The organism is Lactobacillus laiwuensis, assembly GCF_019972835.1.
Taxonomy (GTDB): domain Bacteria; phylum Bacillota; class Bacilli; order Lactobacillales; family Lactobacillaceae; genus Lactobacillus; species Lactobacillus laiwuensis.
Window position 1 is genome coordinate 89,875 of sequence record NZ_BPPB01000001.1, and the last position, 22,143, is coordinate 112,017.

Sequence of the window (22,143 nt, forward strand, 5' to 3'; positions counted from 1 at the left end):
CTAACTATACTAAAAACCCTTTTGCTAAACCTGGAGCTGAAAAAGCTTTAGGTTTATTTTTTTGGAAGAGAGTAAAAATGAAAAATATTAATCTGATTACCCTAAAATCATTTGTAAGTGTCGAAAACTTAACAGTTGAAGAAGTAATGGCGCTTATTGAAAGAGCAGAGTTCTTTAAAAAAGGTGGTGCCCGTCCACACCTAACAAACCCAGTTTTTGTCACAAACATGTTTTTTGAAAATTCTAGCAGAACTCACACGAGTTTTGAAATGGCAGAAAGAAAATTGGGTTTAAGTGTAATACCATTTGATCCTGCACACAGTTCAACCAAAAAAGGGGAAACGCTTTATGATACTTCGCTTATTATGGCAGCTCTTGGGATTGATCTTGAAGTTATCAGGCATACTGAAAATGAATACTATAACCAACTGATACATCCCAAACAAAACCAACACCTTGATATAGGCGTGATAAATGCCGGAGATGGAAGCGGTCAGCACCCATCACAATGTATGCTTGACATGATGACAATTCATGAGCATTTTGGCCATTTTAAGGGTCTTAAAGTAGCTATCGTAGGAGATATTACTAATTCTCGAGTTGCTAAAAGTAATATGGAACTTTTGACCAGGCTGGGAGCCAAGGTTTATTTCTCTGGTCCTGATTATTGGTATGACACACAATACGATAAGTATGGTGAATATATGCCAATTGATGATTTAATTAATCAAATGGATGTGATGATGCTATTACGTGTGCAACACGAAAGACACGCAGGAGATCCTAACGAAGCAAAATTTGACGCCAAAAGCTACCATGAAAAATTTGGTATTAATCAAAAAAGGTATGAGCAAATGAAAGATGATGCTATTATCATGCACCCGGGTCCGATTAACCATGATGTTGAACTTAGCGGTGACTTAGTTGAAGCTCCAAAGTGTCGGTTTGTAAGGCAAATGGAAAATGGCGTTTTTATGAGAATGGCAATGATTGAAGCAGTTATGCGTGGTCGCAAATTAGGGGGTTTGTCTTGATGACAACTGTGATTAAAAATGGCTATATTTATACTGATGGAGAAATAGTACATGGTGACCTTTTAATTAAAAATGGCCTAATTTCTGCAATTGGTATTGGTTTAAAAGCAGAAAATATAATTGATGCCAAAAAGCAATTAGTAAGCCCAGGACTTGTTGATGTACATGTTCATTACAGAGATCCTGGACAAACTGATAAAGAAAATGTCAGAACCGGTTCGCTGGCAGCAGCACATGGTGGTTTCACTACTGTTTCTGCAATGCCGAATGTAGTACCGGTACCCAATACACCAGAGCTGATGGGTAAAATGGTGAAAAACAACTGTGAAAATGGTGTAATTCATGTTTTGCAATATGCACCAATTACTGTTAATGAAGATACTAACGAAATTCCTGATTATGCAGCTCTAAAAAAAGCCGGCTGTATTGCACTAAGCAATGATGGCAAAGGTGTGCAAAATGCTCGCACTATGTATTTAGCAATGCAAAAAGCTCAGGCTAATAATTTAATTATTGCCGAACATGCTCAAGATGATTCATTGTTCAATCATGGCGTTATAAATGAAGGTAGAAAAGCAAGTGAATTTAATTTAGCTCCGATTACTGAATTAGCTGAAACTACTCAAATTGCCCGAGATTTATTATTGGCTCAAAAGACTGGCGTTCATTACCATGTTTGCCATGTTTCTACTAAGAAAGGCGTTGAATTGATCAGAATTGCTAAAAGTAAAGGTATTAATGTTACCAGCGAAGTTGCTCCTCATCATCTTCTATTAGGAGAAGAAGATATTATCAGTGATAATGCTAATTTTAAAATGAATCCGCCTTTGAGAACCAAAGGAGATCAAGAAGCACTTATAGCTGGATTACTTGATGGCACAATTGACATGATAGCTACTGATCATGCTCCTCATACTGCAAGTGATAAGCAAAATGGTTTTGCCACGGCTGCATTTGGTATTGTTGGCAGTGAAACGGCTTTTAGTGAGCTCTACACTAAATTTGTTAAAACTGGTATTTTTACTCTGGAGCAGTTATTAAATTGGCTCACTTTGGCTCCCGCTAAAACTTTTGGTTTGGAAAAAGCTGGAAAAATAGCTTTAGGTCAACCGGCAGATATTGCAATTTTCGATCTTCACAAAAAAGAAGCTATTAATGCAGCTAATTTTAAGTCTAAGGGAAGGAATACTCCTTTTAATAGTGATGCAGTTTATGGCCAAACTGTTTTAACAATGGTCGACGGCCAGATTGTTTTTCAAAGTGAGGAAAGTAAATGAGATATTTAATTTTAGAAGATGGCAGTATATTTGCAGGCGAAGGCTTTGGTGGAAGTCAAGCGACTAAAGGTGAAGTCGTGTTTACAACCGGAATGACAGGTTATCAAGAGGCAATTACCGATCAATCGTATGCTGATCAAATTTTAGTTTTTACTAATCCGTTAATTGGCAATTATGGGATCACGCTGGCAGATTATGAATCACTTGAGCCGGGCATAAAAGGAGTGATTTGCCATGAAGTGGCACGACACCCTGATAATTGGCGCATGCAAACTACTTTACCAGATTTTTTAAAGAGTCTAGATGTACCTGGTATTCAAGGAATAGATACCAGAAAATTGGTTAAAAAATTACGTGCCTACGGTACAATGAAGGGTCAAATTTGTGATTCTAAGGAGAATGCTGCTGCGATTGCAGAGCAATTAAAAGCAAGTCAACTTTCAAAGGACGTAGTTAAAAGAGTTGCGACTACAAAAGCTTATCCTGTGCCAGGCTCAAAGCGCAATATTGTTGTAGTAGATTTTGGACTAAAAAATAGTATTTTGCGTGAATTAAGCAAACGAGATTGCAACTGTATAGTTTTGCCTTATATTACTTCAGCTGAAAAAATATTATCTCTTCATCCGGATGGCGTTTTGCTGTCTAATGGACCTGGAGATCCTTTAGAAATGCGGGGTGCCGTCAAAATGGTTCAAGAAGTAGAAAAGCAGGTACCATTAATGGGAATCTGCATGGGTCACCAGGTTTTTGCTCTGGCTAATGGTGCAAAAACTTATAAAATGAAATTTGGTCATCGGGGATTTAATCATCCTGTACGGGAAATAGCTACTGGAAATATTGGCTTTACCTCACAGAATCATGGCTATGCTGTTAGCCGAGATTCAATTGATCCTGATATTTTAATGGTTACTCATGTTGAAGTTAATGACGGTACTATCGAAGGTTTGCGGCACAAGAAATATCCTGCTTTTTCCGTCCAATTTCACCCTGATAGTACGCCTGGCCCTCACGATGAAGAAGGCATCTTTGATTACTTTATGCAAATGATTGACCAAAGAAAGGATGTTAAAAATCATGCCTAAAAGAACTGATATAAAAAAAATAATGGTAATTGGTTCAGGACCAATTATTATTGGTCAGGCTGCAGAATTTGATTATTCCGGTACTCAAGCATGCCTTGCTTTGCGTGAAGAAGGTTATGAAGTGGTTCTGGTTAATTCTAATCCGGCCACAATTATGACTGATACCACAATAGCCGATAAAGTTTATATAGAACCATTAACTTTAGAATCAGTATCACGTATTATCCGCAAAGAATTTCCTGATGCTATTTTACCGACTTTAGGTGGTCAAGTTGGTTTAAATATGGCTTTATCATTAGCTAAAAGTGGTATTTTAGATGAACTAAACATTGAATTATTGGGAACAAAGCTCAATTCAATTGAACAAGCCGAAGACAGAGAAAAATTTAAAGAATTGTGTCAAGAATTAGGAGAGCCAGTGCCACCTTCAACTAGTGTCAAGACAGTGCAAGAAGCATTAGATTTTGGAGACAAGATTGGTTACCCCATTATTGTTCGCCCGGCATTCACTATGGGTGGAACTGGTGGCGGTATTTGCAATGACAGGGATGAACTAGCTAAAATTGCTAAAAACGGTTTGGAATTGTCACCAGTTACCGAATGCTTAATTGAGCGTTCAATTGCAGGATATAAAGAAATTGAATTTGAAGTCATGAGAGATCATGACGATAATGCCATGATTGTTTGTTGTATGGAAAACTTCGATCCTGTTGGTATCCATACGGGTGACTCAATTGTTTTTTCACCGTCTCAGACATTATCTGACAAAGAATATCAGATGTTGCGTGACTGTTCTTTAAAACTTATTCGGGCACTAAAAATTGAAGGTGGTTGCAATGTTCAATTAGCCCTTGATCCAAACAGTTTTAATTATGATGTCATTGAGGTTAATCCCCGGGTTTCGCGTTCTTCTGCATTAGCGTCAAAGGCTACTGGCTATCCCATTGCCAAGATGGCTGCTAAAATCGCTGTGGGTCTGACTTTAGATGAAATTAAAAATCCGGTAACAGGCACTACATTTGCTGAATTTGAACCAGCACTGGACTATGTGGTCTGCAAGATCCCTCGTTGGCCCTTTGATAAGTTTGCCAAAGCAAATCGTGAACTGGGAACCCAAATGAAAGCAACTGGAGAAGTCATGGCGATTGGCAGGACAGCTGAAGAAGCGTTTCAAAAAGCTGTGCGCTCTTTAGAAATTGACCAAAAAGATTTTTATTCAACTGAAGCTCATGATGCAAGTGATGAAGAACTGGAAAATAAACTTGTTAAAGCTCAAGATGATCGTCTCTTTTATTTAGCGGAGGCTTTTCGCAGAGACTATGCAATGTCAGACTTACATGAATTAACCAAAATTAATTTCTATTTTCTAGATATTGTTAAGCATATTGTTGATTTAGAAAAAACTATTGCGGCTAATCCAGATGATCTGGCTGTGCTCAAAAATGCTAAGAAATACGGCTTTAGTGACCATACTATCGCCAATTTATGGAATGAGGATGAAGACCAAGTGCGTAATTTACGCAAGAGAAATCATCTTTTACCCGTTTACAAAATGGTTGATACATGTGCTGGGGAATTCGTCTCAGAAACACCATACTTTTACTCTACTTATGATACGGAAAATGAGAGTCGGAAGAATAGTAAAAAATCAGTTTTAGTTGTTGGTTCAGGACCTATCAGGATTGGTCAGGGTGTAGAATTTGACTATGCCACTGTTCATTGTGTCAAAGCATTACAAAAAATGGGTTATGAAGCCATTGTAATTAATTCAAATCCAGAAACCGTTTCAACCGACTTTTCTGTTTCTGATAAATTATATTTTGAGCCACTCACTTTAGAAGATGTCTTAAATGTCTGTGATCTTGAGCAGCCTGAAGGTGTAATTATCCAGTTTGGTGGTCAAACTTCAATTAATTTGGCAGCTGGGCTAGAAAAGCATGGTGTTAAAATCTTGGGTACCAGTGTGGAAGACTTGAACAGAGCTGAAGATCGCGAATTATTTGATCAAGTAGTAAAAGAATTGGGCTTAAAGCAACCGCAAGGAATTACGACTACTACACATGATGGTGTTATCAAAGCAGCAGACAAGTTGGGGTATCCGGTTTTAGTCAGACCAAGTTATGTTTTGGGTGGAAAAGCAATGGAAATTGTTTATAATCAGCCAGAACTTGAAGACTATTTGCAAAATCATGTGGATATTGCAAGCAGTCATCCAATCTTAGTTGATGATTATCTTGATGGGCGCGAGTGTGATGTCGATGCAATTTGCGATGGCGAAAGGGTCCTTATTCCCGGAATAATGGAACATATTGAACATGCTGGAGTTCACTCCGGAGATTCCATGGCTGTTTATCCCGCTCAAACATTTTCTCCCGCAATTAAACAAAAAATAGCGGACATTACTAAGAAGTTAGCGTTAAAGCTTAATTGTCGCGGAATAATGAATTTGCAGTTAATTGAGCGCAATGGTGAAATTTATATTATTGAGGTCAATCCTCGTGCTAGTCGTACTGTACCTTTTTTAAGTAAGATTACTTCTATTGAAATGGCGCAGGTGGCAACAAGAGTAATTATGGGTGAAAGCTTACAGGAGCAAGGTTATGATGATGGCCTGGCACCAGAAACCAAAATGATTAGTGTTAAAGCCCCAGTGTTCTCATTTAGCAAGCTTTCTGATGTTGACAGCTACTTAGGACCGGAAATGAAGTCAACTGGTGAGGTCATGGGTAGTGATTTTAGTTTTCCTAAGGCACTTTACAAAGCCTTCTCAGGTGCAAACATGCATATTCCGGACAGTGGCAATATTTTATTAACAATCGAAGATCGTGATAAACAAAAAATTTTGCCTATTGCCAAAAGATTTGCCCAAATCGGTTACCGTATTTTTGCTACCAGTGGTACAGCAACATTTTTAAAACAAAATCATTTACATGTTGCTTTGGTAGATAAAATTCATGAAGACACTGACACAAATATCCTAAATGAATTGAAAAATGGCAAAATCGATTTGGTAATTAATACTATGGGCCATGATCTTGCTAAAACATCTGACGGCTTTGTCATTCGTCAGACTGCTATTCAGCAAAACATTCCGTTAATTACAAGCCTGGATACTGCACGTGCATTGCTAACTGCTTTAGAAAACAGGTCGTTTGCTACAATAAACATAAAATAGAATTTTGAAATTTAAAAAGCAGCTGCGTTTTTAACACAGCTGCTTTTTATGTTTAACTTTGAAAGGTACTGGCATAAATAAAATTTAATTTATTTAGTACTAAATTTAATGGCGGTTTCAGCCAGATCAATTGTGTAGTCTGTATTTTCAAGAGGCCTTTTCGTCATTCCCTGGTCAGTTGAATAAATAATTAAGCAAAGTTTGCTGCCTGCCGGCATTGTGTAATAAGTTGGTTGTAATTTAAATTGCAAGTCATAAAACTCACCGGCTTTAATACTACTTGGCTTTTTCATATCTGCATAATTCTGCAGATTCATGTGCGCCTTGGTAATTAATTTGGCGTGAGTTAGTTTGTCAGGCATAAATTCTTGTAAAGAGTCAAGTTGAAAATGGAAGCCCAGTTCTTGTCCACCAGGCATTAAAATTTTAGGGGTAGGAGTCAAACGCTTGCGATCAGCAATTTCTACTAAAGCAACAGAAATCTGTCCTTTGTTAAGACTGGATGAAACACGTAGCCGGATTGCTGGACGTCCCACAATTGTTACTGGATGAATAAATTCGTCGCTGGTAAAACGCAAGCTGGCTTTTGCCCACTTTGCTTCACCACAAATAAATTGGTATTGCCAGTCATTCTCAGAAATTTTTGCCTTCTTAAATTCAGTTCCGCCTGTATCAGTAAAGGAAAGTTTTTGATTGCTGCTAGTATCTTTGGTTAACTCATTATCGGAATTAGGGAAATAAACAGTTTCGCTGCCAATGTCATTACTCCAATCCTTTTCTTTGTGCCACTGATCTGCTTTTAGATTATCCTGAATAAGCACAGTTGGCCACTGATTATAGGCGTTATTTTCTACTCCCAAGAGTTCATGAACCAGCCATAAGTTCATTAGGTCAGTAAAATCAATTGAAACCAAATTATTCATATTATAATGGGGTCCCTGATGCAAGAAAAGGTGATGTGCAATAGGAAGGTCTTTGACCTTTTGCCAAACTTTATAGACGTTCTTAGGCTTGACATTCCAGTCATTTAAACCATGGACGCTAATCCAGGAACATTTAATATTATCAGTATGGTGGCGATAATTGCGCTTTTCCCAGAAATCAGAATACTGACCAGTCTTGCGATCGGCCTTTTCTAATAAAATCTTCTGCATTTCGTCAAACTTAGGTTTAATTTTTAAATAATCTCCAGCATCCCACAAGTTCGATTGACAAGTTTCTGCAAGCATATCCAGATCTTCACCTTGGCAATCTTCTGGTGCAATCACCAAGCCATGTTCGCGGTAATAATCATACCAAGAAGAAATGGCAGCCTCAGAAATAACTGTTTTTAGGCCAGGTACACCCGTAGTAGCAATGGCTATTTGCAAAGTGCCTAAATATGAACGACCTGTCATCCCAATTTTTTTGTTACACCAAGTTGCTTTGGTTTCGTGCTGCCTCGTTCTATCTTTATAAGCAATGCGATCTCCATGCAACCATTCAAGTATTTCTTTGGCGCTTTCGGTTTCTTCCGGAGCACCAGTAATTCTGAGACCGTCGCTGCCTCGCGTTCCGATAGCGCCAGCAAACACGCTGGCAAAGCCACGAGCCAGCATATATTCATTCAGACCGTAGGAAGATTTGCCGACAGCTTGTTCTACCGGCCTAGATGAGTTTTCACTATCCAGTGGCTTTTTGGCTTTAACTATTGCAGAAGCCTGATATTGTGGATTAGTCCACTCAGTTGCATCAGTCAAATTTTCATCTACGTTGTGGTTGCGCTTTTCATTATCAATGATACCGCCAAAATAGGGACTAGCAGTGTAAAGAGCAGGAACCGGTAAAGTTTCACTTTCAATTGGACGAAAAATTGTCGTTTGCAAAAGGTCACTCTTCCCGTCACCGTCTGTATCCAAATCACTTTCAACATAAACGACTTCTCGGATCACTTTGCTGGTATCAAAAACAGGCATGCTTTTACCATTAAAAAAGAGAAACTTATTCTGCGCAAATTCCGTTTTTCTATTGTAAAAATAACCTTGACCAGCCATGACATCTATTAGCAGTTGTCCATTTTTGGCACGAGTATTAAGCAAACGATAAAAAGCTTGAATAAGAGATTTCTTGTCGTTAATTTTCTCAATGTAAGGTAATGCCTGCTTTTTCATAAAAGCCAAAGGGTTATTTAGCTGATAATCGTAGCCAACATGATAGCCAAGAAGCTGCAATGCAACATTATAAAATTGGTTAGAAGCAATTTCCTCGGGATTGGTATCTAAAAAAGCATTAAGAGGCTGGACACTTGAAACTGCAAACTCAGCTAATTTTGCTTTGCGAGCACTTTCGTCGCAAGGGCTAATCACCGCCACTGCATTTGCGATCAGCTCTCCTAAAAGATTGGAAAAAGAACGTTTTTCATAATCTATTGGTAAAAATTTAATTTGCAATAATTCTTTAACTTCTGTTTTGTAATCAGTTTCCACATAAGCGTATTGGTTATACTTCATAAAATTCTCCTTTTTGTATTATTTTACCTGTTAACAATGATATTAGAAAGCTGATTAATAAAAAAGAAGGTACTGTTTTCAATACCTCCTTTTTAAATATTAAATTTATAACCAAACTTTTTCGTAAATTTTTTCATTAAAACCGCAAGTCAGTTTTTTACCTTCAACAACCAGAGGCCTTTTTATTAGTTTTCCATTTTTGGACATCATGTCAGCGGCATCTGCAATTGACATACCTGCAATTTGATCTTTAAGGTGTAATTTGCGATAGTCTTGACCGTGAGTGTTGAAAAAATATTTTAAGCCACGATCTTGATGCTGGCTCAGCCATTTTACTAGATCTTCTTTTTTTGGCGGTTCTTCGACCAAATCTTGAAAATCGAACTCAACATTGTGCTCTGTCAGCCATTTTTGAGCAGCCCTTGAAGTAGAGCAACGCTTGTAACCATAGAATTTTATCATATTCATACTCTCCTTTACTTCAATTATAGCAATAAGACTGATAAACCAGAAGAGTAGAGTATTTTAAACTAACTAAAATCCAGTTCAAAGTCTTTACTAGTAAAAAGATGAACTTTGTTATTAAAAAGGTAATTCATTGCGATGCCTAATGCAATTGGTAACACGAAGAAAAGAACAGCAATTAATATAATATTAACAAAATTCGCTGGGCGATTTGCCATGGCGGCAATAGGGCCAATTAAACCTGAAAAGCCAAATCCTGCACTCATTGGTGTACCCTGAATTTGAAATACTGCACCTAAGGCACCCATTATACCGGCATTAATTAAAAGCGGGATAAGTAATTTGGGATTAGTCATTAGATTAGCCATTTGCATTTTAGGAGAACCTAAGAAGTGGGCAATTGATGTACCAAAACTATTTGATTTCCAACCGAAAACAGCTAAAGAGAAAGCAACGGCTGTGATACCTAAATTGGCAGAACCGGAAGCTATGCCAGAAATGCTTATCGCGGTGGCAATACCGACTGAAGAAATAGGGGAAACTATAAGTAACCCAAAAACTATTCCCATTAGCATTCCCATAATAATTGGCTGCAATGCCGTCAATTTTTCAACTCCGACACCGATCAAACTAGTTAATTGGCCAACAGGGATACGGGTAAGACAGCCAATTCCTCCAGCTATTAGCAGAACAAGTAATGGAACTAATAGAATTGTGTATGCTTTCAATTTCTTACCAAAAAACAAAACTAAGCCGTAAGCTATCATAATAGTGATGGCAGTATTAATAACATCACCACTGCCCATAACCGCGACTTTGCCTTTGTTCATCACAAAGTTGCCAGCTCCAGCTGTTGCCGCTAAAGCAATAGATGAAGTTTGGATTGGTGTTAATTTACCAGTCATACCTACACAAACAGCACTGATTGCTGGCAACAATGCCGAAGCAAAGGTGGTTAAAGCTAAAATAAAGCTTAATTGGGGCATGCTTGGCAGCAATGCTTTTACCAGTTGGTTAATTAATGCTCCAGGAATTAAAGCAACAACAATACCTGTTGATAAGCCATTTAGTGTATCTAACGTAATCTTTTTTAAAGTATTCATTTTACTCTCCCAATAAAAAAACTCACACAGATGACGACAACTGTGTGAGTCTTCAGAGAAGAAAGTACTTAAATCTTTAAAACACACAATTGTCATGAAGATTGAACTGTGTGTCTAAGACAATGACAAACTAGGCACTCAGATCAAATAGCTGAAGTACCAGAAATAATATTTAACTTGCGGTTGATTAATTTTTTTAATTGCCGTCATAATCTTTACCTCTCATAAATATTTAAGCAATATCATAACTTAATAGTATAAAAAAAGCAAGAGAATTTTTAAAGAAAAAAATTCTTTGGTATATCAAGCTTTAAGCATCTAATAGTCTTTTTGTTGGGAAAGAAAAAGTTAGTTAATTATTAAAAAAATATTTTTTCTTTTTCAATTAGCAAAATAGCTTGCAAAAATTTGAATAACTTTTTTGAATAACTGGTTGGTAACGACTAAAATAATGACAAGTAAAAATAATAATTCAGTTTTGTAATAAAAAATATAGAAAGAAGTGTTTATTATCTCACTGTTTATTAATTGCATCAGTTTTTTAGGAGATTGGTTGTTGTTTGCCTTTCCTCTTTATCAAGGATTAATGGAGCTTTATGATTATGAATGGTTTTTGAAGGAATTTAACCAATCAAGTAAAGCACAACCAAAAATTTCTCCTTTGTACTGGATTATACCTATTGTAAAAATTTATCTTGAAAAACGGCGTGCAGTCAAAATTCTAGGTAGTATTATCAAAAATGAATCTGATTTGCGTACAGCTATGAGTTTTATTGATAAGGCTACTGCCTGGTACTTTGTTTCACTTGGTGGTTGGTTGAAGATGGTATCTTCTCTATATGAATTTATCGGAGAACTTCATGAAGACAGCATTTTATTGCTGGTTATCGGAACAGTTGTTTTAACTTTTTTGGGAATTTTCTCAGGTTATTACCGGTTAAATCCTAAACGGCAAAGGGTGTTGATATCAAAAATCAAGAAGAATTAGCGATCAAAAAAAGAACTATAACACGCTTTGTTATAGCTCTTTTTTTTGAAAAATGATCCGGGTGAGATTCGAACCCACGACCCACGGTTTAGAAGACCGTTGCTCTATCCAGCTGAGCTACCAGACCGATAGTTTTGCGTATTCCCGCGCAAGAACATTAACTATTATAGAGAAAAGTTTTTGTAATTGCAACCGGAAATTTCTTTTTTATCCAACTTATTTTTAAAGTCAAATAGATAATAAAGAAGTACAAATTGATTTGTTAATTGTATTTCATAATCTGTATAATAAAGAAAAGCGAAGAACGAAAGACAGGAAAATACATGAAACATAAAATTATAAAATTGATATCTCTACTGGGAGTTCTATTATTTTGTTTTGTTTCTGGACAAGAAGTAAAAGCCGATGTTGATTATGATATTGCTAAAAACATCACTACAGCTAAAGTTAACTCAGACGGCTCGTTGACGATGAAAAGGGCAATTACGTATAAATTCAACAGCTCTGCACATGGAGTTTTTTATCGCCAAAATCTACAATCGAATCAGAAAATCGATGATGCGTCAGTAAAAGTGGCAGATGGCAACGACAAGGGTCACAAAACTGATGATTATGATCTTAAAAGAAATAAAAAGGGCTACCGTTTTAAAGTATTTCATAATATAAAGAGTAATAGTCGCTTTACTGTTACTTATTTTTACCGTATCACTAATGCCATTACCAATTACCGTGATGTAGCCGAACTTAATTTTAAAATTATTGGCGACGGTTGGGACACCAGCTTAGACTATGTTAAAGCAAGCGTGATTTTTCCAGGATCTGTTAAAGGTCTAAAAGCATGGGCCCACGGACCACTTGATGGCCATCTGCAAGTTAATCCTCAAAAAGGAAAAATTGTCATGACAGCTGAAAATCTTGCTGGTGACATGGGTATTGAAGTTCATACTATTTTCCCTCCTAAAATTACTGCCAACAATCAAAATGTCAAAAATAAGAATCACAGGCAGGCAGTGATAAAGCAAGAAAAAGAGTTAGCGCGAAATACGGAATTAAAGCAAAAAAGAGGGGTAAGAAGAAGTCTCTGGCTAATTGCTGTGAGTATAATAGCAGGACTTTTAGGTATCATTAAGGGTTTTAGGGCCAAAAAGATTGGTTTTAAGCCCCGCAAAATTCGTGAATTAGCCCATAACTATGAAATACCTGATGTGGATCCCATATTAGCGCAAATTTTGGATACTGCAAAGCAACCGGATAATCGCGCGTTTACCGCTTATTTGATGGAACTGGCAGCGCAGAAAAAAATTAGGATTGAAGATTATAAAGCCCATCTTAAAACTTATTATCGGATAACCGCGATAGACGAAAGTATTGTTGATGAAAGCCGATTAATGAAAACACTCTTTAACAAGATTGGGGATGGAACTAGTTTTACAACACAAGCCCTAAAAAAATATCATGGAAAAAAACTAGGCCGCGACTTTGATTTTTGGGCAGGAGATTATTTTGATAGTAAAGAAAAGCAAATTTATTTGCCTGATTCATTGATAAATCGAAAAAATAAAAATATTGCTATCATAATTTTAATGATGGTCATCAGTTTCGCTGCTTCGGTAGTAGCTCTTATAAGCTCACTTAAATTTATCTTAGTAATAGTTTTTGGCGAAGCTTTGATTCTGATTTTGAGTTTACTGGCTCTAATTTTTAATATCAAACGTACCGGTATATATTCTGAAAAAGGAAAAATTGAAACCGAAAAGATACGTGGTTTCAAGAAAATGTTGAAAGATATCGGTAAGTTTAAGATGAAGGATGTGGGTGACATCATTTTATGGGAAGACATCATGCCTTATGCTGTTGCTTTTGGTTTAGCTAATAAAGTAATGAAACAGCTCAAAATCGAATTTAGTCAAGAAGAATTGGCAAAGAGTGATTACTTTTACTATGGTTTTGCCTCTAATACCGGCAAAGATAGCTTTTCTGCCAACTTTGATTCTTGCTTTAACGACAGTATATCTACTGGTTCAAGCAGCTTTTCCAGTGGTTCATCCGGTGGCTTTGGTGGAGGTTCCGGTGGTGGAGCTTTCTAGTATAAGTTTTGATTTTAAGTCTAGCATAACGCTGGACTTTTTTGCTTTTGCTATACTTAAGTAAATAATATAAAGACAGGTAAAAATATGTTCGATTATCGCAATAATTTAATAAGGATTCTTAATCAGACTGCCGGAGATGAGAAGAGCCTTAAGAATGGCTTGGCTGCAATAAAACTGATCTTAGGTATGACCGATAGGGATGAAAAAACCAATTCAACCGTAAAAGATAAAGATACTGTAGAAGTTGATTTACAGCAGCTTAATTTATTATTAACAAGTCTAACGCGACTAATTACTAATCCGACAAACATTTCAGCTAAAAATACAGTGCTTTCGGCTACGCAGAAATTAACGCTTGCCCAAGGTATCAATAAAGAATACCGTCAAAATTTAGTTGATTTAAAAGAAGCAATAAAGTCACTTGGGACTTCAAAAGATTTAATCAATAAAAAAGTATTTGAGCAAGCAGTTGCTACACCTAAAAAACCTCCAAGGGATTACCGTAAAGGAAAGCGGTATACAGTGGTTCGTTTATTGTCAGGCTGTGATTTGATTAATGATAGCAATAGGACCGTTTATACGTTAAAAGAATCACAGATCCATTCCCTGAATTTGAAAAGTGGAGATATCGTTGAAGCTGTACCAGAAGAAAAAAGTTCTCATTATGAAGCGACTATTTTAAGGATTGTTGGCTATCGTGATTTGCCCAGTATGGAAGTTGATTCTATTTCAACCTTTAAGTATGCAGTAGTTCAAGGACGAACCGGACATCTGGCTATTTCACGTAACGCTCATGGTAAGAAATTGCGGGTTCATGGTAAAGCAATTCTTTTACCAGTTGATTCGAGCAAATATTGGGATGAAAATATTAAGTTAGTTGATGGTTCAATAGTAGACTTAGCTTGGTATGATGGGGACGTGCGTCTGAAAAAAAATCCGGCTGAGGCAATTCAAATTCGCTGGGTTTATCAAATTGAACAGTCCCAGAAATCTATTGGCACAAAAAAGAAAAAAAGTACTGCTGAATCAAAGAAAGTTGATTTGCCTAAACTAGCGATGGACCTACATTATCAAAGAGTTGGAATTGCCATTGGTAATAATCAAAATGAAGCTATGCTTGAAGGAATAGTTAATCGTTATGGCGGCATTCCAATTCCTATTGATGCTTTTCAGGGCAGAAAAAAAGTTATTGAAAACCAAATTAAAGATCTAGATATCGTGATTTTGGTTACGGCTTTTGCAGCTCATGACAGTACTTGGAATATCAGAGAATTTGCAAGTAAATACCATATCAAGTTTGCCGTTAGTTCAAGTAAAGGCTATCAAGCGTTTGAGCGAGCATTATATCGGGCTGAAAAAGGTCTACCAGCATACGAAGGCAATCAGACTATTAGATACGAACTTGCTGAACAGTAATATTTATAATTTCTTAATAATTTAAGAAAAATTCCTCAGAGTTATAGTTTAAGCGATTTTAAGAATGATCAAGAATAACCAAAACCCATATTCCTTGCATAATTTAGCTACTTTCCTGTAAAATGTAAAATAACAATTTTATGGAAGGAAGATGAGATGGATTCACAAAAGCAAACCCATACGTGGCAATACTGGCTCTTTTTCTTGGCTGGTCTGGAAATAATAACAATATCAATTAACTTCTTTTATGCTCCAATAAATGTTGCTGCTGGAGGCTCGACCGGGATCTCAATATTGATTGATGCTGTTTGGGGAATTAACCGCTCAATTTCGGTATTTGTGGTTAATGGCTTAATGCTAATTTTAGCTGCCGTCTTTTTGGGCAAACAAACTTTAAAAAAAGTTGCATTGGGCAGTCTTTTAGTACCTGTCTTAATGGCAATTACCCCTAGCTTTAAACTAACTTCAAATAATATGCTGGCGGTAATTTATGGTGGGGTTTTAATGGGCATTGGTGTTACAATGCTCTACCGGATTAATGCTTCATCTGGCGGAACCACAATTCCCCCACTAATTATAAAAAAATATTTTTATGTTGACCCTGCTATATCGCTCATGGTCATTGATATGTCGGTCATTGTACTGAACATTTTTGTTGATGGAACTGAAGCATTTTTACTGGCAGCTTTTTCTCAGGTCATTACTACTATTACTATGCGATATACTGAAACTGGTTTTGATAAAAAATATCAAGTGCGCATAATGAGTAACACTAAATTAGATAAAATTAGGCAAATGCTCCAGCAGGATTACGATGGCCTGACTGTTTATAACGTTGTGGGTGGATACAGTGACCAAGATAAGCAACAATTAGTTATAATTGTTGATACTAATGAATATGGTCAATTAGTTGCCAAAGCCCGCGAAATTGACAGTGAAGCATTTATTGTTACCGAAAATATTGCTAAAGTACACGGTGGTAAGTGGCAGATTTAATGCCAATTTACCCAATAAAAAGGGTATTTTTTATTGCCAACTAGACTTAAGAGTAGTATTATGTAGTAGTTGTATTTGTGGGTTCCTCCACATCTGCAACCGCACATTTCGGGGTAATAAGTCTTTTACGGAGCACCTCGATTGGCGAGTCTAAGTAAATTTTGGAGGGTAGTAAATGTACGCAATTATTAAAACCGGTGGCAAGCAATATAAAGTTGCTGAAGGCGATAGTGTTTTTGTTGAAAAGCTTGATGCTGCAGAAGGCAAAGAAGTTACTTTTGATGAAGTAGTTCTTACTTCTGATGGCAAAGATGTTAAAGTTGGTACACCGTTAGTTAAAGGTGCTAAAGTTGTTGCTAAAGTTGAAAAGCAAGGTAAGGAAAAGAAGGTAGTTACTTTCAAGTACAAGCCTAAGAAGCACTCACATTCAAAATATGGTCACCGTCAACCTTATACTAAGGTTACAGTTGAAAAAATTGAATTAAACTAGAGGTGAAGTAATGATGAATATTTTAAATCTTAAATTATTAGCCCACCACAAGGGTGGAGGTTCTACTGCCAATGGTCGTAATTCAGCTGGACGTCGTTTAGGCGCTAAAGCTGCAGATGGTCAAACCATTCATGCTGGTTCAATTATTTATCGTCAACGTGGTACAAAGATTCACCCTGGTAAGAATGTTGGTCAAGGTGGAGACGATACTTTATTTGCCTTAGTAAATGGAGTAGTAAAATTTGAGCGGAAAGATAAATACAGAAAACAAGTTTCTGTTATTCCGGTTGAAGAAGAAGCTAAGTAATTTAGTTCTTAAGCAAGAAGACGAAAAGCATATGCTTCTCGTCTTTTTTCTGTTTTAATTTGTAAAGATAAGTTAGTAATGTATCTCTTTTTAGGGTTAAAATTAAGGTAAAGATTGATATACAGGAGATTATGGGTATGACTGAAAAGGAAGAACTAATAACGCTGCTTAACAGGCGAATAAATAAGGTTACCGAACTAATTAAAAAACGTAATGCCGATGGACTGTTAATTTTTAACCAAGCAAATTATCGTTACCTGACTAATTTTACTGGTGAAGAAGCTCAATTGATTTTAACTTCAAAAGGAGATCGAATTTTACTTTCTGACTCACGGTTTGACGATCAGATTAAAGCCGAAGCCCCTGGTGAAATTAGGGTGGTAATGAAAAAAGAAGGTCAAGACCTTGAAATTTCTAAACAATTAAAAGAGGCAAATTTAAAAAAAGTTTTAATTGAAGGTGAATTCGTTTCTGCAGTTGAGTTTGCAAACTTGCAAAGATTAAATCCTAGTATCGATTTCGAAATATGCGAGGAACTAGTCGAACAAGTACGTAATGTTAAAGACGCACTTGAATTAGAAACATTGCGTACAGCGATTAACATTTCAATGGATAGCTTTAATGAAATATTGCCTTTGATTAAGCCAGGTGCTGTTGAACGAAAAATCGGAGCAAAATTAGATTACTACTTTAAAATTAATGGCGGTGATGGCCCTAGTTTCGATACTATTATTGCCTCAGGAGTGCGTTCTGCATGGGCTCATGGTGTTGCTAGCGATAAAATGATTGAAGATGGCGATATGGTTGTAATTGATTTTGGTGCGTTTTACCATGGCTATGCTGCTGATATTACCAGAACTATTGCTGTTGGCAAAGTTGACCAGGAAATGCACAAAATTTATGAAATTGTTCATGAAGCACAGAGGCGTGGTATTGAAGCTGCTATTGCAGGTAATCATGGTAGTGATGTTGATCGAGCAGCCAGAAGTTACATTACAGAGCAAGGATATGGACAGTATTTTGGTCATGGCATTGGCCATGGCATCGGATTAGAAATACATGAATTATGTCAACCTGCCTTGCCTTTTGGTAAACAAGAACTTGTTAATAACATGGTTCATACTGTTGAACCGGGAATTTATTTGCCAAATAAAGGCGGTGTCAGAATTGAAGACGACATTTTAATTCATAATCAAACCCCTGAGACACTATCTACTTTACCTAAAGACAACTTAATTTCTTTATAAAAGATAAATAATAATTATAGTAAAATCGCTTACTAATTGGTAAGATAATATTATGGAGATGAGGTACTCAATATGACAATGATTTCAGTAAATGAATTTAAAAATGGTTTGACTATTAAGTATAATAATGACTTATGGCGTATAGTTGAATTTCAACATGTTAAACCTGGTAAGGGCAGTGCATTTGTTCGCTCAAAGCTAAAGAGTTTGAACACAGGTGCTGTACAGGAATATACTTTCCGCTCTACTGCAAAAGTTGAAACTGCAGAAATAGAAACAAAATCTATGCAGTACCTATATAATGATGGTGCCAGTTACGTTTTTATGGATACTAACACTTATGACCAGTTGGCAATTCCTAACGAACAAGTAAAAGATGAAGCCAAGTTCTTGAAGGAAAATATGAATGTAAGTGTCATTATGCATGATGGTAAAACCTTAGGAATTCAATTACCGAATACTGTTGAATTGACGGTTGCCAAAACGGAGCCTAATATTAAGGGTGATACTTCATCAGGTGGTGGAAAGCCTGCAACTATGGAAACGGGCCTTGTAGTAAACGTACCTTTCTTTATTAATGAGGGAGACGTTTTAGTAATTAATACTGTCGATGGTACATACGTATCTCGCGCAAATAAATAAATTTTCGAGGTAAAAAAATGGCAGATAGTTCAAAAATTGTCTTAGATGATCAAAATAACGGCGAAGAAATTGAAATTGATCCTAGTGTTCTTGAAGTTATTATGGGCATTGCTGCCGAAAAAGTAGATGGAGTTGCCGAAATGCACGGTGACGTCAAGTCCGGAATTAACCGCGTATTAGGAAGAGAAGATCGTGGCAGAGGTGTATCTGTTAATATTGATGATGAGCATAACTTGATTGCCGATGTTTATGTCAGTATTGAAGCCGGTAAAAATGTGCCTGAAATAGCAATGAATTTGCAAAAGACTTTAAAGCAACAGGTTTTACAGATGACCGATTTAACTCTTAGTGAAATTAATGTGCATGTTACAGGACTTGAATTTCCAGATGATGATAATGAAGATGGCAGCGGCACCTCTCAGCTATTTTCCGACATAGATGAAAAGGGTAAAAATGAATCAACACGAGAGTCGTAGAGTCGCAATGCAAGCTGTTTATTTGTCTAATCAAGACTTAAAATATACGGCTAATGAAGTTGAAGCTAAAACTGTCGCAATGCTTGATTTAAAAGTACTTTCTGCCTATTCAAAAGAATTAATTGAAGGCGTAATAGAAAAACGGGATGAATTAAAGGGTGAACTCGCCAGCTATTTAAAAAAGAACTGGCGTATTAACCGTATTAATCAAATTTCGTTGGCCATTTTGGAAGTTGCTTTGTATGAAATTAAATACAGTAAGGAAATTGAGCCAAAAGCTGCGGTAAATGAAGCTTTGAACTTATGTGATGAGTTTGCTGATCCTAAAGATAAGCCATTTATTAATGGTATGTTGGCAAATTTTATCTAAAAATAACTTATAGTCGGCTTTATGCCGACTATTTTTTTAGAAAAGGAAATAAAAAATGGGTCAACTTTTAGACGGCAAGCAGTTAGCTAATATTCGCGCTGAAGTTCTTCAAAAACAAGTTTTAACTTTGAAGAAGGCAGGAATACAACCTCAATTTTGCGTAATTAATATTGGTAATGATCCCAGTAGCAAAATCTACTTAAAAACTAAAAAAAGAAGAGCAGATCAAATTGGTATTAAGCAAAAATTGTTTCAATTACCGTCTACTGTGACACAAAAAAATTTGTTAGAGTTAATTGATCGCCTAAATAATGAAAAGTCTGTCAATGGTATTATGATTCAGCTGCCAGTACCAAAACAAATCATTTTAAATGAGGCACTAGCTGCTATTGATCCAAATAAGGACGTTGACTGTCTTACTCCAGCAAATGTAGGTCGTTTATGGCAAGGAGATCATTTTGTTGAACCTGCAACTGCACATGGTATTTTAGCTTTATTAGATCACTATCATATTAGTTTAAAAGGAAAAAATGCAGTGATTATAGGTAGAAGCAGCATTGTGGGTAAACCTTTAGCTGCATTGATGCTTGAAAGGGATGCAACTGTTTCTATATTGCATTTAAAAACAAAAAATTTGACCGAGTATACCAAAAAAGCAGATATCTTGGTTTCAGCAACAGGAGAACATAATTTAGTAACTGCTGATATGATTAAGAAAAATGCAGTTATTATAGATGTAGGGATAAGTCGATTTAATGGCAAAACAGTTGGAGACGTTGATTTTGAGCAAGTTGCTCCAATTGCGAGTTTCATAACTCCGGTTCCAGGTGGAATTGGTCCTCTTACGGTTGAGTCTCTTATGGAACAAGTTGTTCAGTTGACGAGGAGAAATAATGGAAAGCAGTAAGTACTTAACAGTTACGGACTTAAATTACTATATAACTCAAAAATTTAAAAACGATCCTTATTTACACAAAGTTTTTCTTCAAGGTGAATTGTCTAATTTTCGTTATCGGCGTAATTCACATCAGTATTTTTCACTAAAAGATGAAAAATCGAAGATAAATGTGGTCATGTTTCGTTCATATTTTGATAAAGTGAAATTTAAGCCTGAAGAAGGCATGAAAGTATATGTAACTGGCTATGTTAGCGTATATGGGCCACAGGGCTCTTACCAATTTTATGCCGAATCTATGGAGCCTGCAGGATTAGGGGCATTATATGAACAATTACAGCAATTGCAAAAAAAGCTGGCTAGTGAGGGGCTTTTCGATCAGAGATTTAAAAAACCACTTCCTCATTATCCAGATTACATTGCTGTTGTAACGAGTGCTTCTGGTGCAGTAATCCATGATATCCTAGTAACTGTTAATAGGAGATTTCCTCATGCAGAAGTGGATTTGTTTCCAGCTCAAGTTCAGGGAGATTCTGCTGCTGACTCATTAATAGCGTCAATGAAGCAAATAGCTCAGTTTAAAGATAAATATGACGTTATGATCATTGGTAGAGGTGGAGGGTCGCTTGAAGATCTATGGCCCTTTAATGAGGAAAGCGTAGTACGACAAGTATTTGATATGAAAATGCCGGTCATTTCTTCTGTTGGTCACGAAACTGACACTACACTATGTGATTTAGTTGCTGATGTAAGAGCAGCAACTCCAACTGCTGCAGCCGAATACGCCACTCCTAATTTACCAGATGAATTGATAAATATTCGCCAAATGCAAAACAGCCTTGTTTCCAGTATACAAAACATAATTAGGGTACGTCGTGATGCCTTAAGTCGCATTAATAATTCTGTTATCATGAGAGAACCTGTAAGACTATATGATGAGCAGGCACAAACCTTAGACCTTTTACGAGACAGACTTCATAATGATATGGTGCGGCAATTGGAACGCAAAAGGCAAAATTACCAGTTGGCAAAACAAAGCCTGGTTACAGTCAGCCCCATTAAAAAAATCAAGTCTTTTTTGCAGCAAACAGATTTTTATTATCAGAGATTAGTTGTTAATACAGAACATTTTTTACAGGGAAAACGTAATGTTTTAGGCCAATCAGAACAACAACTTAACGATTATGATCCCGACAGAATTTTACGAAGAGGATATGCATATGTTAAAGACCAAAAGAATAAAACTGTCAATTCCGTAAGTCAAATTGCGGTTAAAGATGAAATCAGCATCAAATTTAAAGATGGTTTAGCAACAGCAGTTATCAGTTCAATAAGGAGAGAAAAAAATGGCAACCAAGAAAAATAATTTTGAAGAGGAATTGACTGAATTACAAACAATTGTTAATAACTTAGAAAAAGGCGATATTCCTTTGGAGGATGCACTTGAGCAGTTCAAAGCTGGAAAAAAATTAAGTAATGATTTAAATAAAAAATTAACTGAAGCCGAAGAAACAGTAGCTAAATTAATTGATAGTGATGGAACAGAGCATAAGCTTGATCCTAATGATGCTGCTGCCCCTGAAAAATAGAGAAGATTTGAC

The 22,143-nt window shown here is 36.4% G+C and carries 20 protein-coding genes, 1 tRNA gene and 1 other annotated feature; of the genes, 17 read left to right on the top strand and 4 right to left on the bottom strand.

Annotated elements, in window-relative coordinates:
- The first annotated feature begins 77 nt into the window (after nt 1–77).
- Genes LDM92_RS00470 through carB form a run of 4 tightly spaced genes read left to right on the top strand, consistent with a single transcriptional unit; the run spans nt 78 to nt 6,568 of the window.
- Nucleotides 78–1,034, top strand: coding sequence for an aspartate carbamoyltransferase catalytic subunit (locus LDM92_RS00470; RefSeq protein WP_223901580.1), 957 nt, complete (start codon nt 78–80; stop codon nt 1,032–1,034).
- Nucleotides 1,034–2,311, top strand: coding sequence for a dihydroorotase (gene pyrC, locus LDM92_RS00475; protein ID WP_223901581.1), 1,278 nt, complete (start codon nt 1,034–1,036; stop codon nt 2,309–2,311). The genes LDM92_RS00470 and pyrC overlap by 1 nt, the downstream gene beginning before the upstream one ends.
- Nucleotides 2,308–3,393, top strand: a complete 1,086-nt coding sequence (locus tag LDM92_RS00480; protein WP_223901582.1) for a carbamoyl phosphate synthase small subunit — start codon at nt 2,308–2,310, stop codon at nt 3,391–3,393. The genes pyrC and LDM92_RS00480 overlap by 4 nt, the downstream gene beginning before the upstream one ends.
- Nucleotides 3,386–6,568, top strand: a complete 3,183-nt coding sequence (gene carB, locus LDM92_RS00485; RefSeq protein WP_223901583.1) for a carbamoyl-phosphate synthase large subunit — start codon at nt 3,386–3,388, stop codon at nt 6,566–6,568. Before LDM92_RS00480 ends, carB begins: the two co-directional genes overlap by 8 nt.
- 89 nt (nt 6,569–6,657) lie before the next feature.
- Here carB and LDM92_RS00490 read toward each other — a convergent pair whose 3' ends face one another.
- The 3 genes from LDM92_RS00490 to LDM92_RS00500 all read right to left on the bottom strand — a co-directional run bounded on the left by LDM92_RS00490 (nt 6,658) and on the right by LDM92_RS00500 (nt 10,625).
- Nucleotides 6,658–9,057 (bottom strand): Xaa-Pro dipeptidyl-peptidase, encoded by a 2,400-nt coding sequence (locus tag LDM92_RS00490; RefSeq protein ID WP_223901584.1) that lies wholly within the window; start codon nt 9,055–9,057, stop codon nt 6,658–6,660.
- A 105-nt stretch (nt 9,058–9,162) separates the two neighbouring features.
- Nucleotides 9,163–9,519 (bottom strand): arsenate reductase family protein, encoded by a 357-nt coding sequence (locus LDM92_RS00495; protein WP_223901585.1) that lies wholly within the window; start codon nt 9,517–9,519, stop codon nt 9,163–9,165.
- Nucleotides 9,520–9,587: 68 nt separating this feature from the next.
- Entirely contained in the window at nt 9,588–10,625 is a 1,038-nt protein-coding gene (locus tag LDM92_RS00500) for a PTS sugar transporter subunit IIC (protein ID WP_223901586.1), read from the bottom strand.
- Nucleotides 10,626–11,181: 556 nt separating this feature from the next.
- On the opposite strand from LDM92_RS00500, the gene LDM92_RS00505 reads away from it, so the two are divergent.
- The gene (locus LDM92_RS00505) at nt 11,182–11,613 is read left to right on the top strand and encodes a hypothetical protein (RefSeq protein ID WP_052060376.1); all 432 of its coding nucleotides are present in this window, start codon (nt 11,182–11,184) and stop codon (nt 11,611–11,613) included.
- Nucleotides 11,614–11,666: 53 nt separating this feature from the next.
- Here LDM92_RS00505 and LDM92_RS00510 read toward each other — a convergent pair.
- A tRNA-Arg gene (locus LDM92_RS00510) sits at nt 11,667–11,740 on the bottom strand.
- 196 nt (nt 11,741–11,936) lie between these two features.
- Here LDM92_RS00510 and LDM92_RS00515 point away from each other — a divergent pair.
- The 12 genes from LDM92_RS00515 (at nt 11,937) to LDM92_RS00570 (ending at nt 22,131) form a co-directional block, all read left to right on the top strand.
- A complete protein-coding gene (locus LDM92_RS00515) occupies nt 11,937–13,700 on the top strand; it encodes a DUF2207 domain-containing protein (protein WP_223901587.1) in 1,764 nt (587 codons plus the stop codon).
- Between the two features lie 87 nt (nt 13,701–13,787).
- On the top strand, nt 13,788–15,119 hold the full coding sequence (locus tag LDM92_RS00520; RefSeq protein WP_223901588.1) for a DUF2325 domain-containing protein: 1,332 nt from the start codon (nt 13,788–13,790) through the stop codon (nt 15,117–15,119).
- A 156-nt stretch (nt 15,120–15,275) separates the two neighbouring features.
- Complete coding sequence (locus tag LDM92_RS00525; RefSeq protein ID WP_045928275.1) at nt 15,276–16,115, top strand: YitT family protein; 840 nt, start codon at nt 15,276–15,278, stop codon at nt 16,113–16,115.
- Nucleotides 16,116–16,202: 87 nt separating this feature from the next.
- Nucleotides 16,203–16,277: a sequence feature (ribosomal protein L21 leader region), on the top strand.
- A 13-nt stretch (nt 16,278–16,290) separates the two neighbouring features.
- The gene (rplU, locus tag LDM92_RS00530) at nt 16,291–16,605 is read left to right on the top strand and encodes a 50S ribosomal protein L21 (RefSeq protein ID WP_046332289.1); all 315 of its coding nucleotides are present in this window, start codon (nt 16,291–16,293) and stop codon (nt 16,603–16,605) included.
- A 13-nt stretch (nt 16,606–16,618) separates the two neighbouring features.
- Complete coding sequence (gene rpmA, locus LDM92_RS00535) at nt 16,619–16,912, top strand: 50S ribosomal protein L27 (protein ID WP_034981396.1); 294 nt, start codon at nt 16,619–16,621, stop codon at nt 16,910–16,912.
- Nucleotides 16,913–17,049: 137 nt separating this feature from the next.
- A complete protein-coding gene (locus LDM92_RS00540) occupies nt 17,050–18,159 on the top strand; it encodes a M24 family metallopeptidase (RefSeq protein ID WP_223901589.1) in 1,110 nt (369 codons plus the stop codon).
- 72 nt (nt 18,160–18,231) lie between these two features.
- A complete protein-coding gene (gene efp, locus LDM92_RS00545; RefSeq protein ID WP_045928273.1) occupies nt 18,232–18,801 on the top strand; it encodes an elongation factor P in 570 nt (189 codons plus the stop codon).
- Nucleotides 18,802–18,818: 17 nt separating this feature from the next.
- Nucleotides 18,819–19,277, top strand: coding sequence for an Asp23/Gls24 family envelope stress response protein (locus LDM92_RS00550; protein WP_046332287.1), 459 nt, complete (start codon nt 18,819–18,821; stop codon nt 19,275–19,277).
- Entirely contained in the window at nt 19,255–19,647 is a 393-nt protein-coding gene (gene nusB / locus LDM92_RS00555) for a transcription antitermination factor NusB (protein WP_046332286.1), read from the top strand. Before LDM92_RS00550 ends, nusB begins: the two co-directional genes overlap by 23 nt.
- A 55-nt stretch (nt 19,648–19,702) precedes the next feature.
- The gene (locus LDM92_RS00560) at nt 19,703–20,554 is read left to right on the top strand and encodes a tetrahydrofolate dehydrogenase/cyclohydrolase catalytic domain-containing protein (protein WP_223901590.1); all 852 of its coding nucleotides are present in this window, start codon (nt 19,703–19,705) and stop codon (nt 20,552–20,554) included.
- Nucleotides 20,541–21,908, top strand: a complete 1,368-nt coding sequence (gene xseA / locus LDM92_RS00565; RefSeq protein ID WP_223901591.1) for an exodeoxyribonuclease VII large subunit — start codon at nt 20,541–20,543, stop codon at nt 21,906–21,908. The genes LDM92_RS00560 and xseA overlap by 14 nt, the downstream gene beginning before the upstream one ends.
- Nucleotides 21,889–22,131 (top strand): exodeoxyribonuclease VII small subunit, encoded by a 243-nt coding sequence (locus LDM92_RS00570; protein ID WP_046332283.1) that lies wholly within the window; start codon nt 21,889–21,891, stop codon nt 22,129–22,131. The genes xseA and LDM92_RS00570 overlap by 20 nt, the downstream gene beginning before the upstream one ends.
- Nucleotides 22,132–22,143: the final 12 nt, after the last annotated feature.

Bases quoted from the DNA above. Each gene is read 5' to 3' on its own strand.
- LDM92_RS00525 (WP_045928275.1), top strand. From the start codon at position 15,276: ATGGATTCACAAAAGCAAACCCATACGTGGCAATACTGGCTCTTTTTC.
- LDM92_RS00490 (WP_223901584.1), bottom strand. From the start codon at position 9,057: ATGAAGTATAACCAATACGCTTATGTGGAAACTGATTACAAAACAGAA.
- xseA (WP_223901591.1), top strand. From the start codon at position 20,541: ATGGAAAGCAGTAAGTACTTAACAGTTACGGACTTAAATTACTATATA.
- LDM92_RS00495 (WP_223901585.1), bottom strand. From the start codon at position 9,519: ATGATAAAATTCTATGGTTACAAGCGTTGCTCTACTTCAAGGGCTGCT.
- LDM92_RS00570 (WP_046332283.1), top strand. From the start codon at position 21,889: ATGGCAACCAAGAAAAATAATTTTGAAGAGGAATTGACTGAATTACAA.
- LDM92_RS00520 (WP_223901588.1), top strand. From the start codon at position 13,788: ATGTTCGATTATCGCAATAATTTAATAAGGATTCTTAATCAGACTGCC.
- pyrC (WP_223901581.1), top strand. From the start codon at position 1,034: ATGACAACTGTGATTAAAAATGGCTATATTTATACTGATGGAGAAATA.
- carB (WP_223901583.1), top strand. From the start codon at position 3,386: ATGCCTAAAAGAACTGATATAAAAAAAATAATGGTAATTGGTTCAGGA.
- LDM92_RS00480 (WP_223901582.1), top strand. From the start codon at position 2,308: ATGAGATATTTAATTTTAGAAGATGGCAGTATATTTGCAGGCGAAGGC.
- rplU (WP_046332289.1), top strand. From the start codon at position 16,291: ATGTACGCAATTATTAAAACCGGTGGCAAGCAATATAAAGTTGCTGAA.
- nusB (WP_046332286.1), top strand. From the start codon at position 19,255: ATGAATCAACACGAGAGTCGTAGAGTCGCAATGCAAGCTGTTTATTTG.
- LDM92_RS00515 (WP_223901587.1), top strand. From the start codon at position 11,937: ATGAAACATAAAATTATAAAATTGATATCTCTACTGGGAGTTCTATTA.
- LDM92_RS00470 (WP_223901580.1), top strand. From the start codon at position 78: ATGAAAAATATTAATCTGATTACCCTAAAATCATTTGTAAGTGTCGAA.
- LDM92_RS00550 (WP_046332287.1), top strand. From the start codon at position 18,819: ATGGCAGATAGTTCAAAAATTGTCTTAGATGATCAAAATAACGGCGAA.
- rpmA (WP_034981396.1), top strand. From the start codon at position 16,619: ATGAATATTTTAAATCTTAAATTATTAGCCCACCACAAGGGTGGAGGT.
- LDM92_RS00540 (WP_223901589.1), top strand. From the start codon at position 17,050: ATGACTGAAAAGGAAGAACTAATAACGCTGCTTAACAGGCGAATAAAT.
- LDM92_RS00500 (WP_223901586.1), bottom strand. From the start codon at position 10,625: ATGAATACTTTAAAAAAGATTACGTTAGATACACTAAATGGCTTATCA.
- efp (WP_045928273.1), top strand. From the start codon at position 18,232: ATGACAATGATTTCAGTAAATGAATTTAAAAATGGTTTGACTATTAAG.
- LDM92_RS00560 (WP_223901590.1), top strand. From the start codon at position 19,703: ATGGGTCAACTTTTAGACGGCAAGCAGTTAGCTAATATTCGCGCTGAA.